This is a genomic window from Marinobacterium aestuariivivens, from assembly GCF_042661465.1.
In the GTDB taxonomy this organism is placed as follows: Bacteria; Pseudomonadota; Gammaproteobacteria; order Pseudomonadales; family Balneatricaceae; genus Marinobacterium_A; species Marinobacterium_A aestuariivivens.
Genome location: NZ_JBHSWE010000001.1, coordinates 2,781,039 through 2,793,481, shown reverse-complemented (window position 1 = coordinate 2,793,481; position 12,443 = coordinate 2,781,039). Strand labels below are relative to the sequence as shown.

Below are 12,443 nucleotides of genomic sequence, written 5' to 3'. Positions count from 1 at the left end.
TTCTCCCTACGTCTTTCCCTTTCGTCCCGGACGTCTTGGGGCAAGTACCTTTCCAGTAACAGTCTCAAGATGTTCAACGAAGTCCGTGCCACCCAGTGGCCTGCCGGTTCTCGTATGCCGCTGAATCACCTGCGTGTCTTCGTCACACACTGCCGAAAGATAAGCGGCCCAGTCATCCGCCCGCTCGAGCATCGGCTTTACTCGAACCAATCCGTCATCTTGAGCTGCCAGGTGTGCGTGAACGCTGGACCACCTCCAATCAGCCGGTTGGCGACACAATCGCGCCACAACCGGATTGCGCTCAACGTACTGTACAGTTGCCAGCAAGTACTGTTCATCCATAACGAATGAGTGAAACCGCTCCTGCCACAAGTGTCCCCGCCAATCCTTGCGAAAATTCACATGACGTGTATAGCGCCGGTGAGCCTCGCCCAACGCAGCGCGAAGACCATCTTCCGAACTTGGCACCATGACCAGGTGAACATGGTTCGGCATCAGGCAATAAGCCCAGACTTCCGTTCCTGCTTCGCTCGCGAACTGAGACATCAGTTCAATGTAATACCGATAGTCGTCCTCACAGAAAAACGTCTTCTGCCGCCGATTACCGCGTTGAGTTACATGATGTGGGTATCCTGGTACGACAACTCGAGCCATCCTGGCCATATGCAACCTCGTTGTCCAACACTGGTTGTATCTTATGACAACATTAGGTCAGATCACGGGAATAGGTATACTGTCCCCGGAATTCGGTCCCCGGAATTGTCCCCGGAATTCGGTGCTCAGGCGGCCAGCTCGCACCAGAGTCGTTCGTCTTTCAGGTGCTCCGCCGCCATCGGATCAAGGCCGATGTCGCTTCGGGTGTGTGCATCCAATGGCTCCGTCTGCCGGGTCGCTGCGTCCAGCATCGAGCGGAGAAGGTCTTTGAATCTTTTCATGACTGATCACTCCGATTGTGGCCGGCGAGCGATGGCTCGCTGCACCGGCCTGCAACTATCAGAAAGCCTGTCGCGGTGGTTGCTGCCCCATCGCCAGCGATCCGGTGAACAGGTGCTGCCGCTTCTCCTGAATCGGGTGAAAGTGGCTCGCCATCACATCGCGGAACAGGTTCTCGATCCCGTTGCCCCGCATGAAGCCCGGCCCGCCGCAGGCCTCCAGCGCCTTGGCTGTCGCCAGCTTGCACGCCTCGGCGGCGATGGTCTTGCGCTTGATCACTTCGTTGACGGTGTCGAGATTCGCCTCGAACCCGAACTCGTCCATCAGCAGGATCATGCTGTCCACCGCCAGTTCCGCCGCAGTGAGGGCGTTTTCCATCTCCCCGAGCAGGTAGGGCGTGACCGGGTCGCGGCTGGCGGCACAGCGCTGCCGCGCCCGGGCAGCAGCTTCGCGGGCCACACCCAAGTAGACCGACATGATCAGCGGCAGCGCGACCGGCAGCACCACGGACCAGATCAGGTGGAAGTCCCCGCGGGGCCGCCGCAGGGCAATGCTCGACTCCGGCACAAAAACGTTCTCGAGTTTCACGCTATTGGAGCCCGAGCCGCGCATTCCCAGCGGATACCAGTTATCCAGCACCGTTACCCCCTCGGCCTTCAGCGACACCGGAAAATGCAATACCTGCCACCCCTGCTCCGGATCCTCATAGGGCGCCGAGGTCACCAGTATATCGCCGGCTGGGGAACCGCTGGCGAAGTGCTTGACGGCACTGAGGCTGAACCCGCCATCGACCCTTTCCAGGCAGCCGTTGGACGCCAGCCAGTCACCGGCGCCGGTGCTGACCAGTACCAGCTCCGCAGCGGCGACTTTTTCCAGTACCGCGCGCCCCGGCCGACCATGCAGATCGTTGTAGCGGTTGGCCGCCACTATATGCTGATGCATCGAGCACGCCAGCGCGGTCGAGGGTGAAGAGCCGCCAGTTCGCCGAGAAAGCGGCAAAGATCCCGGTAGCTGTGACCGCCGCCACCGCAGTTTTCTGGCACCAGCGCCGAGAAGATTTTCTCGTCCCTCAGCAAGGCGTAGTTTTCTTTGGAAAACCGCTCTTCCCGGTCGGCTATCGCCCCATTTTCGGCCACCTGTTCGCCAATACGCTCCAAAGTTTCGGCGAATTTGTCACTCAGCTGACAAGTTTTCATTTGGGTTGCCCTCACTGTGCTGTTTTTTATTCCGGATCATGACAACCGATTGAGTCGCATTCGGTGGCGCGTCCGGCTTTGTTTTTTTGTTACTGTCACGCCGCTATATCGCTATTACCGGAATCCCTGAAGCCTCCCCGGAAAAAGACCAGTGGCGCGCGTTCCGTGAATTCAAGGTCCGTCACTTCCCCAACCAGCAGCAAATGATCACCAAGCGATACCAGTCGATAGAGGCGGCAAACCAGCCAGGCGCAGGCATCGGGAATCAGCAGCGGACGGCTTGCGCCATCCCGGATCTCCGGACGCTCCAGGATACCGGCGAATTTATCGGCGCCACGGGTTGCGAAGCGCTGCGCCAGTGCAGCCTGTTCCTGATTCAGGACCGAGACCGAAAAGTGTTGGCAACGGGCGAAGGTATCGAAACTGGCCGCGCCACGATCGATGCACCAGCCGATAAGGGAGGGGGTCAGGGAAATAGACACAAGGCTGTTGATCGTCATGCCAGCCGGATTGTTGTCGCCATCCCGTGTTGTGACTACAGCGACACCGGTGATCCAGAGGCCCATCGTCTTACGCAGATCGGTTATATCGATATTCTTTTTCATCAACCTGCACATGCCGCACCTCCGCTTAATTTCATCCCATTCACGAAATTAAGATTACGGAAAACGGCCGTGGCTTTTTACTTCAAAATCTGCAGAAAACCACTACAGTTTTTGTAGTAACCAACTACTACAGCAGTAGCTTGCACGACCGGGAGCCGAGCGATGACGTACCAACAGTTCTGCCCGATTGCCAAGGCCATGGAAGTAGTGGGTGAGCGCTGGACCCTGCTGCTGGTCAGGGAACTGCTGATGGGGGCCACCCGCTTCAACGAATTTCAGCGCGGTCTGCGTCAGATGTCGCCCAGCCTGCTGACCAAGCGCCTGGCAAGCCTGGAAGAGGCCGGACTGCTGGTGCGCAGGCGCATCCCCGGCCAGCGCGGTTACGAGTATTTTCCCACCGAAGCCTGCCGCGAACTGATGCCGGTGGTCGAACAGATCGGCCACTGGGGCATGCGCTGGGCACGGGAACAGATGACCGAGGAAGACTACGATCTCGAGCTGCTGATGCTCTATCTCGAACGCAGCATCTGCACCGACAAGCTGATAGGCAACGAAACCGTGATCCGCTTCAACTTCAACGACGTCGGCGAGTACCCGAACTGGTGGATCGTTGTCAGCGGGGATGAAGTCGACGTCTGCGTGCACGATCCCGGCAAGGAGGTCGACGTCTACTTCAATGTCTGCCTGAAAGTCATGTGCCAGTTGTGGATGGGGGATATCAGTTACCGCAAGGCGATCGCCGAAGGCCTGCTCAACCTCGTCGGCCCGGCGGAACTGACCCGCCATGTGGAGCGCTGGCTGAAACCCAGTATTTTTGCCGGCATTCCACCCGCCCGCGCCATCGTCGAACCGGCCTGAGACGCGAAGTCGTAGGTTGGGTGGAGCGAAGCGCAACCCAACACACTGCCGAATTCGCTGGGGCGGTGAAAAACCCCTGACGGGTCGGGTGCGACGGGTGGAACCGGTCGGCTTCACCAAGATATCCGCGCTTGGCGTCGAAGAACAACGCGTGCTGATCATATCGGACATCACGTCGCCCCCCGAAGAATGGCAAACTCTCGGCGACGGTTACCGTGTCGAGTCACGCTTCATAATCTGGGAGGATCGGGATGTGCTGCAAATCCCGGCCAGCGCCCTGTTTCGTTCCGATGGCAAGTGGACCCTCTTTGTCATGCAAGACAACAAGGCCCGACGGCGCACGGTAACGGTCGGTCAGAACAACGGGCTATCGGCTCAGATTCTGGATGGCCTGGCGGAAAATGAAGTAGTGATTACTCATCCAGACGATACGATCGACGATGGCGTGAGGGTGAAACGGAGATAGTTATACCGGCAGCCGGGTTGCAGGATGCGCATAACGATTATGCCCCCATCAAAATCGCCAGTAAAAGCGAGGCCAGCACATCGACCCTCTTGGGCGCGCTCTCCAACGGTTTGAACAGGACGAGGCCCAGGAAGCCGTGACGTCGCGCGCTGGAAGCATTTCCCGGGCTCAGGTCCGTCAAGGTAAAGAGCTACAGTTGGAGAATGCAGGAAAGGCAAAAGGCAAGACCCTACTCACTCTCAAGAAGGTGCGGCTCCAGAGGAGCTTGAACGACTCTTCTGGCAACGTTCCGCGCTTTTAGCGCCGTACCGGCATCCCCCGTAATATGTGCAACGGCGATAGCGCCCTCGTGGAGCAGGTTTATTTCCTCGGCAACCCTTTTGGGTTCTGCCAGATGCGCCGCTCTCGCGAGTTCTTCGAAATAGGCCACCATGAGACGCTTGTGCAGGATGGCTGCATGGAACACCGGACTGTTGCGCTCGCTGTATTCTCCGGCGGCATTTATGAAGGGACATCCGTAGAAACGCGGATTCCCGAACCAGTCGGCGAGAAAGTCGAATGTCGCCAGGATCCGCTGCACGGGTTCCGCCCCATGTCTTTCGACATACTGGCGCATATCGTCCCTGAACCGCTCGTCCATCCGCTCCAGTACCGCGACAATCAGCTCCTCCTTGGAATTGAAATGGCGGTAGAGGGTCGTCTTGGCGACCCCGGAGGCCTCGATCACCTGATCAATCCCGATTGCCCGGTAGCCAAACCGATTGAACAGTTCCGCCGCGACATCCAGCAGGTGTCCGCGCTTTTCCGCTCTCTTCATATACGCCGCCTTTGCGCTATATCGATACAGAATAGTCTTTATTCTTTTTGAGCTTAGCAAAGCCGGCGCCGTCGGACCAGCACCCTCTTCAGTGCCATTTCATGGCGACCAACAGCAGAACATCCCGGCCATCACGCAACAACACTCTATTGACAAACGATACCGATCGTTCTACTTTCTAAATAACGATACAGATCAGTATCGTTTTTATCCCGGCCCACTGCCGGCGCCCGACCCGCCATCATCACCACTGGAGGTCGTTTCGATGAACCCAGCTGCCGGACCCGGCGGACTGCAATCACGCAACAGCCATGCGATGCACGCCCCCGTCGGCAACTGACCGCTAACCCGCTTCGCCAGAAGAGGAGACCCGACCATGGATACTGTGTATTTCTATCTCGCCGCCAGCGGAGTCCTGACGGTCCTGATGTGGACGCCCTACATCCTGGCGCGAATAGCCGTTTGGGGTATTCCGACCTTTCTCAACAACTATCCCGAGAACTACCCGGCCCGGGAGCCGGAACCGCCCCTGTGGGCGCAACGCGCCAAGCGCGCCCATCTCAATATGGTCGAAACCCTGCCGGCCTTCATCGCCGTGACGCTTGCGGCGGCGCTGATCGCGCCGGACGCGACCGGCGCCGCCATCGGTCACTGGAGCGCGGTGTTTTTCTTTGCGCGCCTGGCCCATGCGGCCATATACACCCTTGGCATCCCCTATCTGCGCACCCCCACCTACCTGGTGTCATGGCTCGCCATCCTCGCGATCGGCGCACTGGCGCTGGCCTGATCCCCTGCACGCAACCCGGAGAATTACGATGTTCATTCGCACCTGCAATACCCGTACGCTTGCCCTGACTCTGACGATTGCCGGCGCGCTGCTGGGCTCCTGGATCGCAACGGCACGTGCCGAGTCCATGGCTGACTGGGGACCCGCATGGGACCGTAACGGCAAGCTTTTGCTACCGGAGCATTTCCGTCACTGGGTGTTTCTCGGCTCGCCGCTGACGCCCAATGCCCTGAACGGCGGCCAGGCCGCTTTCCCTGAATACCACAACGTCTACGTGCAGCCCCAGGCATTCGCGGCCTACCGCGAAACGGGCCAGTGGCCTGAAGGCACGATCATGCTCAAGGAGCTGCAGTTGACCCGACAGGCGACGCATCCGGACGGCTCTTCCCAGGAAGCCTCGGGACGCGGGTTCTTTCCCGGCACGCTGAATGGCATCGACATTTCCGTCAAGGACAGCTCGCGGTTCCGGGATACCGAAGGCTGGGGCTTTTTCAACTTCGGCCATCATGCCCCGCCCTATGCAGAATCGGCCGCCGCTCAGCCGGCCGAAGCCTGCGCGGGCTGCCATATGGAAAATGCGACCAATATGGTTTTCAGCAAATTCTACGCGCCCATCCTGGACGCGAAATAAACCTTCCGGGGCGGCGCTCCCCCGCCGCCTTTCTGCCTCCCAAGCCAATCCCCGAGGTGAGTTCCCCTGAGCACATCCATCACCCTGGTCAGCCATCAGCTTTGCCCTTACGTCCAGCGGGCCGCGATTGCGCTGACGGAAAAGCAGGTACCCTTCGAACGCCTCTATGTCGATCTCGGCAACAAGCCGGACTGGTTCAAGGCCCTTTCCCCGCTGGGCAAGGTGCCGGTTCTCAAGGTGGACAACGACGGCTCCCAGGCCCCGCTGTTCGAATCCGCCGTCATTCTCGAGTATCTCGAGGAAACGCAGGGCGAACCGCTGCATCCGGACGACCCGCTGGAGCGCGCCGCACACCGGGGCTGGATCGCCTTCGGCTCGACCATCCTCAATGACATAGGGCGCCTTTATTCGGTACCGCAGGCCACCATGTTCAATGACGTGATAACGCTGCTGCGCGACAGGTTTCAGCGCCTGGAGACGGAGCTCGGCGAAGGTCCCTATTTCGACGGCGAACGCTTTTCACTCGTCGACGCCGTGTTCGGGCCCGTTTTCCGGTATTTCGACGTTTTCGACCCGATACATCCTCTCGGCATCTTTACGCACACCCCCAAGGTGGTGGCATGGCGCGCAGCGCTGGCCGAACGACCATCCATTCGTACGGCCGTCACGGAACACTACGAGACGCTTCTACAGGAATTTCTGAAAGCACGGGGCTCGTACCTCTCGCTATTGATGCAATGACCGCCGTCGCTTGGCGAGGTCTGGACGACAGCGTAGAGAACCCACTGGACGGGCTCTCGCTGCGCGGGATCGAGGGGTCTCCGGTGCTCCCTTCCGAATTGGGTATACCGTCTCCGGACTTCGTCTTCCAAATGCAGGGAGCTCAGGGCGACACTTGCTTCTTACGCAACAGTATCGCGAGGAGCAACATTGACAGCGGAGCTGTAATTGCCCACGGGAAGCCAAGGAAAAGCAGCTTGTGGGAATAGTTTGGATAGAAGTAAACCGTCGCGATCATTGGTGTGACGAGCGCATTGGCAAGAAACGCAAACCTCACCCACCGCTCAAAGCCAGCTTTCCCCAGGGCTGGCAGTGCGACGAAGGTGCATATTCCCATCGAGATGTAACCAATAGCGTCAAAATTCCAGAAAAGCGAGTGTGGTGTCTGGTCGAGCAGGATAACTGCATCTACATTGCCACTTAGTTTAGCGGGAATGACTGTCGCCAATTGAACAACGTAGTTCGCTGTAACGAAAACGGCATAGATTATAGAAAAAACAAGTGCGGCCTGTGTCCAAAACTGCTTTTCCTTAACCGTCAGGTGATGAAAGGCAAGCATTTCAAGCAAAAAGGGAATAACGATACAAAGCGATGTTCCATAGATCAAAATCTCGTCGGCCGGAAACCGCAGCACACCAGCGATCTGAAGTATCTGCGCTAGATCGTAGGAAACGGCGGCCGTGAAGGCGGTAACGCCACTCCAGAATCCAACTGCGGCAACCTTTCCGTTCATATCCTCAACCAATGTTCGAGTTCATCGATACATTTTAGCGTATCGACTGGAGCGAACGGCTAACAACTCAATCCTCCGGGTAATCAGTTAACCGACATGTTGCCAATACAGAAGTTTACTGACCAGACTCCGGAAAGCGGATTTCGGTGATGTCCGCCTTGAAAAAGACAAAATATGTATCGGTACCAAACATGTTCCCTGCCTCTACCCGGAACGGGAGGCGATAGCCATGTATGTCGCGAAAGCTCGAGAGCGATCCTCCAAAGGGTTGCAGTCGATATTCCTTTTTGGGGGGGCATTGCTCCAGCACATGAAGGATACCTCGACCGGCCGGCCATCAACATCCACCGTCAGGTCGACTGCCTGCGAAAGCTCTCCATTGCTGACAGTGACCCGGGCCGTATTCAAACCGACTGCTTCCCAGACGACCCCGGGGCCAGGCAGCAACGCTGCGGGTGCCCAGAACACTAATTCGGCTACACAGCGCCCATAGGCGGACCGCCTGTGATTCGCATTGCCGCCCATTCGGGCCACCGGGAACAGGCCAAAAACGCGGGACGACGCCCGAAGAAGCCGTGACTGCTGCACGCTGGGAGTATTTTCCGGGCTGCGAGCGTCGCACCGAGCTAACGGCACATCCCTGTACCGGATCTCAGGCTCAGCATCCATGCCTCGTCCCTGACGGGCCGTTGGCGAGCCTTGTCAAAAAATACTCCCAGTGCTCGCCGGCTTATCGCCATGGATGGCGGAAGGCCGCCCCGCGTGTATGCAGCGGTCCGGCGTACCGGAAATGCAGGAGCCTTTACCTGCCCTAACGGGGCTGTGGTACCACCTTCAGACGTAGGGAGCACTAAGCGTAGCGAACTGCATCGTTCTAACTCGACGTCGCTAACGGCACCAAGCAAACATTGATGAGGTAAGTAATAGGTATACTGTCCCCGGAATCCCCTGTCCCCGGAATCCCAGGTCACCCGCGACACAAACCTGCAAGCCAACTGTTTCGGGCATGCACGAAAGCAAGCAGCGCCTGTGGATAATCGGCACTGACCGCCTGCCGGACCGACGCCCTTTCCCCGAGTGCCTGGCGCCAGCACTGGACGTTGGTCAGACCCTCGAAGATCCTTAGATCGGTCACCGATTCGAACACATCGAAGTAGCGGAAGATCGGCCCGTACACCGCGTCGACCAGGCCGAAGGCGGTACCGGTAAAATAGGGGGCCACGACGACCGGCTCCAGCCGCTGGAAACGCGCCCTCAATGCCAGCCGTGCCGCATCGAACTCCGCCTCGTCGTCCGCGCTGTAGAGCCGGGCGATCAGGTTCAGGATGGCGGAACCGAACTCGATCCAGGCCCTGTGCCGAGCCCGCTCCAGTGGTTCATGCGGCAACAGCGGCCCATCGGTGATCTCGTCCAGATACTCACAGATCACAGCGGACTCGAACAGCGTATGCTGTTGATCGACCCGCAACAGCGGCACCTTGCCGGTCGGCGACAGCTGCAGGAACCACTCGGGCTTGGCCGCCAGGTCGATATCGGTGCGGGTATAGGGGATCCCCTTCTCGATCAGCGTAATCACCGAGCGTTGCACATAGGGGCAGAGCTTATGACTGATCAGGTGAAGATGCGCTGTGTTGATGCCGGCCGTTGCCGGGTTGCGGCCGATTTCGGTACTCATGACGGTTGCTCCTGTTGTGCAGACAGCAACAGTATTAGTTGTGCATCAGTGGTGGTAAATTGCGAATTGCGCCAAACCTGGTTTGCATATATGCAAGGCGAAAGGTGGGAGTGAACGATGGACTGGAACGGGCTGAAGAGTTTTCTGGCGATCGCCGAGTCGGGTTCGCTGTCGGGAGCGGCCCGGGAGCTGGGCGTCAACCACTCCACCATGTTCCGACGGCTGCAGGCGTATGAGGCGGAACTGGGCGGACGGTTGTTCGACAAGATAGACAACCGTTATGTGTTGACCCCGCTGGGTGAGGGCCTGCTCGAGCAGGGCCGGCAGATCGCCGCCCGGTTCGACGAGATCGAGCGCCGCCTTGTCGGCAAGGATGTGCAGCCGAAGGGGCGGGTCAGGATCACCGCCCCCTACAATATCGCCAACCGCTTTCTTCCGCAGGCGCTTGGCCCCTGCGCGAGGCCTATCCGGAGATCCTGATTGAGGTGCTTGCCGGCAATCTGGAAGTGAATATGAACAGCCGGATCGCCGATATCGCGATCCGCGCCACCGCCAATCCGCCGGAACATCTGATCGGTCGTAAGCTGGTATCCATCCCCTGGGGAGTCTTTGCCGCGCCCGTCCATCCGGCGGGGAGGGCGCCGCTCGCTTCGCTGGACGATCTGGCGGCACACCGGCTGATCGGCGGTGCGGGGCAGATGCTGAATCTACCCGCATTCAGCTGGCTCGAGCAGCACTACCCGGCGCAGATTGCCACCCGCTGCGACGAGTTGACGGCGATGTCTCACTTCGCCGAACAGGGACAGGGGCTGGCTTTTCTGCCGCTGGATCAGGCGCGGGAGGGGATCGTCTGTCTAGCCGGGTTCCCGCCCGGCAGGAGCAGCGACCTCTGGCTGCTGATCCACCCGGACCTGCGCCGCACCGAGCGGATCCGGTTGGTGACGGAGCAGTTGACGCGGTACTTTCGAGAAATCGCGTTTTGATCGACTCAGCCTTCCAGTCGCTTGTCGAACACCTGCTGGACCTTGGTGTCGGCGAATCCCTGTTGCCGGTACCAGGCCAGGGTCTCGATCCTGTCGATACGGCTGCGCACCCGCAGCTTGTCCACCCCTGGCGGCGGGACCAGTCCTCCGCAGCAGCGAGCAGGCGCCGGCCGAGCCCTTGTCCCCGGTGGTCTTCGTCGACGACGAAGGTCCCGATCTCGGCGTAGCGGCCGGCATCGAGGCTCGATATCAGCAGGACATGGATCCAGCCGATCACCCTTCCGTCGATACAGGCGACCAGCAGGGCATGCTCACTGGAGTCGATTACAGGCTGCAGCCGTCGCGCGACCTCGGTGGCCGAAGCCGGATAGCCGAGCTGGCCCAGCAGGACTGTGATCGCCTCCAGATCGGCCGGCACCGCCAGCCTTAACTCGCAACTTGCCACGACAGGTCCTCCCCTGCTCGATTCAAGGCCCCAGCACCTGCTCCAGCACCAGCCCGGCCTGGCTTCTGTCGAGCATAGGGTACGGGGTCACGCCGTGAAAAAGAGCGGTTCCAACACGAACAGCGGCAGCATCAGAACTGCCACTCCCGCCACGCTCACACAGGCAACAGCAAAGATACCCGCCTTGTCATATTCATCGATCGCGACCTCCGGGTACCGACCCCAGGTCAAAACTCGAACGGCCGGCCAGCCCAGGTACCAAAGAATGTGTCCGATCCAGACGTCGACAACCAGCCAGACCAATGCGCGAAACAACAGGCCGACAATGGACAGCAGGCCCCTGAGGGCCGATTCGATCAGTTCTTCCATGAACATCACCTTTCGTGAAAAAAGCTATTCGCACTTTAGCGGAAAGCATCCATGCCTCGCCACTGACGGGCCTTGTCTAAAAGCACTTCCAGTGCCCACCTGCCCTAACGGGATAATGGAACCCCCAAAAAACGTAGGGTGCACTATCCGTCATGGATGGTGGAAGGCCACCCCGTGGAAATGCTGTAAACGCAGGAGCGGTTTACAGTAGAGCGAAGCGAACTGCAGCATTGAACGCTTCGTCGGCTAACGGCACAAAGGAGACATTGATGAACTGGAAAAACGTATACTGCCCCCGGAATTAACTATTCCACTTTACCAATGCATATTACTCTGGCATTTTTCTCTCCCTCAGGATGAATGAAGCTTAACATCCGCAACACCGGACAATTTTGAGCGCAGCTCAAAACTGTTCCGTATGCTTGAGTTTGTTAGGACTTTTTGTACAAATCGTGCTTCGCCTCCAACGGAGAAAACATACGAATGCCTCGATCTTCACTAAATCCGTATTTTGCAATTTCAGCTCTCGCCTTGTGACTATGCGCTTGAGAATCAACCCAACCTATCTCAACCATGAATTTAAATTCATAAATATCTGGTGTAGACCCCTCACGCAACTTTCCACTCGTGACAAAACTTTTTGTAAACTCTTCTAAAAAGGTAATTCTGCATTGTACTGCGGTACTTGCTTTTAACAGCATTGATGATTTCTCCCCGATTTCAACTCGTTGTGAGGGAGATGTGCTTCCCTGGGCATCGCTATGCTTGAACCAGCCGACAACTGAAGTTATCAAAACATCTTTCGTGCCACTATTAACTAAAGCAAATATTGGAATGTCAAATTCCTCGACTTTGTCAATTCGCACAAGATGAAGTTTATGTTTAATCCTTAACTGAACCCAATAAAATGTGAAAACACTTAAACAAAGTGCAAGTAAAGAAATAACTATTGGTACATACTTCATCTCGAGTCCTAATGCCAAAATTCAGCGGCGGCCTTTGCGCAGCGAAGCGGAGGAAAGACCGTCCGGTGGAGGCCATAATACGGGATCATTGGAGTGCGGAGTCAGGTTTTGCCTTTTGTCTTTCAGGTAAGAGGACAGAGCAAAAGACAAGACCTTACCCCCGCTCGTTGCTATCCAGCGAAAGGCATAGGGCCTGTAGT

18 protein-coding genes and 1 pseudogene are annotated in these 12,443 nt (G+C 58.0%); 7 read left to right on the top strand and 12 right to left on the bottom strand.

Features of this window, described 5'->3' with window-relative positions; all coding sequences use genetic code 11:
• Nucleotides 1-6 precede the first annotated feature (6 nt).
• From ACFQDL_RS14505 to ACFQDL_RS14485, 5 genes are all read right to left on the bottom strand, one after another.
• Entirely contained in the window at nt 7-654 is a 648-nt protein-coding gene (locus tag ACFQDL_RS14505; protein WP_379913090.1) for a transposase, read from the bottom strand.
• A gap of 125 nt (nt 655-779) precedes the next feature.
• Entirely contained in the window at nt 780-935 is a 156-nt protein-coding gene (locus tag ACFQDL_RS14500) for a hypothetical protein (protein WP_379909651.1), read from the bottom strand.
• 58 nt (nt 936-993) lie between these two features.
• Entirely contained in the window at nt 994-1,875 is an 882-nt protein-coding gene (locus ACFQDL_RS14495; protein ID WP_379909650.1) for an acyl-CoA dehydrogenase family protein, read from the bottom strand.
• Nucleotides 1,860-2,129 carry an acyl-CoA dehydrogenase family protein gene (locus ACFQDL_RS14490; RefSeq protein ID WP_379909649.1) on the bottom strand — a complete coding sequence of 90 codons (270 nt, stop codon included), beginning with the start codon at nt 2,127-2,129 and terminating at the stop codon, nt 1,860-1,862. The genes ACFQDL_RS14495 and ACFQDL_RS14490 overlap by 16 nt, the downstream gene beginning before the upstream one ends.
• A gap of 95 nt (nt 2,130-2,224) precedes the next feature.
• Nucleotides 2,225-2,734 carry a flavin reductase family protein gene (locus tag ACFQDL_RS14485; protein WP_379909648.1) on the bottom strand — a complete coding sequence of 170 codons (510 nt, stop codon included), beginning with the start codon at nt 2,732-2,734 and terminating at the stop codon, nt 2,225-2,227.
• A gap of 162 nt (nt 2,735-2,896) precedes the next feature.
• Between ACFQDL_RS14485 and ACFQDL_RS14480 the strand changes: the two genes are divergently transcribed.
• Complete coding sequence (locus tag ACFQDL_RS14480) at nt 2,897-3,592, top strand: winged helix-turn-helix transcriptional regulator (protein ID WP_379909647.1); 696 nt, start codon at nt 2,897-2,899, stop codon at nt 3,590-3,592.
• 97 nt (nt 3,593-3,689) lie between these two features.
• Nucleotides 3,690-4,058 (top strand): permuted SH3 domain-containing protein, encoded by a 369-nt coding sequence (locus ACFQDL_RS14475; RefSeq protein WP_379909646.1) that lies wholly within the window; start codon nt 3,690-3,692, stop codon nt 4,056-4,058.
• A gap of 229 nt (nt 4,059-4,287) precedes the next feature.
• On the opposite strand, the gene ACFQDL_RS14470 is transcribed toward ACFQDL_RS14475, so the two are convergent.
• Nucleotides 4,288-4,875 carry a TetR/AcrR family transcriptional regulator gene (locus ACFQDL_RS14470; protein WP_379909644.1) on the bottom strand — a complete coding sequence of 196 codons (588 nt, stop codon included), beginning with the start codon at nt 4,873-4,875 and terminating at the stop codon, nt 4,288-4,290.
• A 376-nt stretch (nt 4,876-5,251) separates the two neighbouring features.
• On the opposite strand from ACFQDL_RS14470, the gene ACFQDL_RS14465 reads away from it, so the two are divergent.
• From ACFQDL_RS14465 to ACFQDL_RS14455, 3 genes are all read left to right on the top strand, one after another.
• Nucleotides 5,252-5,662, top strand: coding sequence for an MAPEG family protein (locus tag ACFQDL_RS14465; protein WP_379909643.1), 411 nt, complete (start codon nt 5,252-5,254; stop codon nt 5,660-5,662).
• Between the two features lie 28 nt (nt 5,663-5,690).
• On the top strand, nt 5,691-6,293 hold the full coding sequence (locus ACFQDL_RS14460) for a cytochrome P460 family protein (protein ID WP_379909642.1): 603 nt from the start codon (nt 5,691-5,693) through the stop codon (nt 6,291-6,293).
• A gap of 66 nt (nt 6,294-6,359) precedes the next feature.
• Nucleotides 6,360-7,034 carry a glutathione S-transferase family protein gene (locus tag ACFQDL_RS14455; protein WP_379913088.1) on the top strand — a complete coding sequence of 225 codons (675 nt, stop codon included), beginning with the start codon at nt 6,360-6,362 and terminating at the stop codon, nt 7,032-7,034.
• A gap of 142 nt (nt 7,035-7,176) precedes the next feature.
• On the opposite strand, the gene ACFQDL_RS14450 is transcribed toward ACFQDL_RS14455, so the two are convergent.
• From ACFQDL_RS14450 to ACFQDL_RS14440, 3 genes are all read right to left on the bottom strand, one after another.
• Nucleotides 7,177-7,806, bottom strand: coding sequence for a hypothetical protein (locus ACFQDL_RS14450; protein ID WP_379909641.1), 630 nt, complete (start codon nt 7,804-7,806; stop codon nt 7,177-7,179).
• 204 nt (nt 7,807-8,010) lie between these two features.
• The gene (locus tag ACFQDL_RS14445; RefSeq protein ID WP_379909640.1) at nt 8,011-8,475 is read right to left on the bottom strand and encodes a DUF6544 family protein; all 465 of its coding nucleotides are present in this window, start codon (nt 8,473-8,475) and stop codon (nt 8,011-8,013) included.
• Nucleotides 8,476-8,773: 298 nt separating this feature from the next.
• Nucleotides 8,774-9,481, bottom strand: a complete 708-nt coding sequence (locus ACFQDL_RS14440) for a glutathione S-transferase family protein (protein WP_379909639.1) — start codon at nt 9,479-9,481, stop codon at nt 8,774-8,776.
• A gap of 117 nt (nt 9,482-9,598) precedes the next feature.
• Between ACFQDL_RS14440 and ACFQDL_RS14435 the strand changes: the two genes are divergently transcribed.
• Together ACFQDL_RS14435 and ACFQDL_RS14430 are read left to right on the top strand one after the other, a co-directional pair.
• Nucleotides 9,599-9,961 (top strand): LysR family transcriptional regulator, encoded by a 363-nt coding sequence (locus ACFQDL_RS14435; RefSeq protein WP_379909638.1) that lies wholly within the window; start codon nt 9,599-9,601, stop codon nt 9,959-9,961.
• A 5-nt stretch (nt 9,962-9,966) separates the two neighbouring features.
• Nucleotides 9,967-10,464: a substrate-binding domain-containing protein gene (locus tag ACFQDL_RS14430; RefSeq protein ID WP_379909637.1), complete on the top strand. Its 498-nt coding sequence runs from the start codon at nt 9,967-9,969 to the stop codon at nt 10,462-10,464.
• 181 nt (nt 10,465-10,645) lie between these two features.
• Here ACFQDL_RS14430 and ACFQDL_RS14425 read toward each other — a convergent pair.
• From ACFQDL_RS14425 to ACFQDL_RS14415, 3 genes and pseudogenes are all read right to left on the bottom strand, one after another.
• A pseudogene (locus tag ACFQDL_RS14425) lies at nt 10,646-10,882 on the bottom strand (GNAT family N-acetyltransferase); the annotation flags it as partial.
• 114 nt (nt 10,883-10,996) lie between these two features.
• Complete coding sequence (locus tag ACFQDL_RS14420) at nt 10,997-11,278, bottom strand: hypothetical protein (RefSeq protein WP_379909636.1); 282 nt, start codon at nt 11,276-11,278, stop codon at nt 10,997-10,999.
• 431 nt (nt 11,279-11,709) lie between these two features.
• Nucleotides 11,710-12,243, bottom strand: coding sequence for a hypothetical protein (locus ACFQDL_RS14415; RefSeq protein WP_379909635.1), 534 nt, complete (start codon nt 12,241-12,243; stop codon nt 11,710-11,712).
• Between the last annotated feature and the right edge of the window lie 200 nt (nt 12,244-12,443).

Bases quoted from the DNA above. Each gene is read 5' to 3' on its own strand.
- ACFQDL_RS14440 (WP_379909639.1), bottom strand. From the start codon at position 9,481: ATGAGTACCGAAATCGGCCGCAACCCGGCAACGGCCGGCATCAACACA.
- ACFQDL_RS14500 (WP_379909651.1), bottom strand. From the start codon at position 935: ATGAAAAGATTCAAAGACCTTCTCCGCTCGATGCTGGACGCAGCGACC.
- ACFQDL_RS14435 (WP_379909638.1), top strand. From the start codon at position 9,599: ATGGACTGGAACGGGCTGAAGAGTTTTCTGGCGATCGCCGAGTCGGGT.
- ACFQDL_RS14505 (WP_379913090.1), bottom strand. From the start codon at position 654: ATGGCTCGAGTTGTCGTACCAGGATACCCACATCATGTAACTCAACGC.
- ACFQDL_RS14465 (WP_379909643.1), top strand. From the start codon at position 5,252: ATGGATACTGTGTATTTCTATCTCGCCGCCAGCGGAGTCCTGACGGTC.
- ACFQDL_RS14415 (WP_379909635.1), bottom strand. From the start codon at position 12,243: ATGAAGTATGTACCAATAGTTATTTCTTTACTTGCACTTTGTTTAAGT.
- ACFQDL_RS14445 (WP_379909640.1), bottom strand. From the start codon at position 8,475: ATGGATGCTGAGCCTGAGATCCGGTACAGGGATGTGCCGTTAGCTCGG.
- ACFQDL_RS14495 (WP_379909650.1), bottom strand. From the start codon at position 1,875: ATGCATCAGCATATAGTGGCGGCCAACCGCTACAACGATCTGCATGGT.
- ACFQDL_RS14450 (WP_379909641.1), bottom strand. From the start codon at position 7,806: ATGAACGGAAAGGTTGCCGCAGTTGGATTCTGGAGTGGCGTTACCGCC.
- ACFQDL_RS14485 (WP_379909648.1), bottom strand. From the start codon at position 2,734: ATGAAAAAGAATATCGATATAACCGATCTGCGTAAGACGATGGGCCTC.
- ACFQDL_RS14460 (WP_379909642.1), top strand. From the start codon at position 5,691: ATGTTCATTCGCACCTGCAATACCCGTACGCTTGCCCTGACTCTGACG.
- ACFQDL_RS14420 (WP_379909636.1), bottom strand. From the start codon at position 11,278: ATGGAAGAACTGATCGAATCGGCCCTCAGGGGCCTGCTGTCCATTGTC.
- ACFQDL_RS14490 (WP_379909649.1), bottom strand. From the start codon at position 2,129: ATGAAAACTTGTCAGCTGAGTGACAAATTCGCCGAAACTTTGGAGCGT.
- ACFQDL_RS14480 (WP_379909647.1), top strand. From the start codon at position 2,897: ATGACGTACCAACAGTTCTGCCCGATTGCCAAGGCCATGGAAGTAGTG.
- ACFQDL_RS14470 (WP_379909644.1), bottom strand. From the start codon at position 4,875: ATGAAGAGAGCGGAAAAGCGCGGACACCTGCTGGATGTCGCGGCGGAA.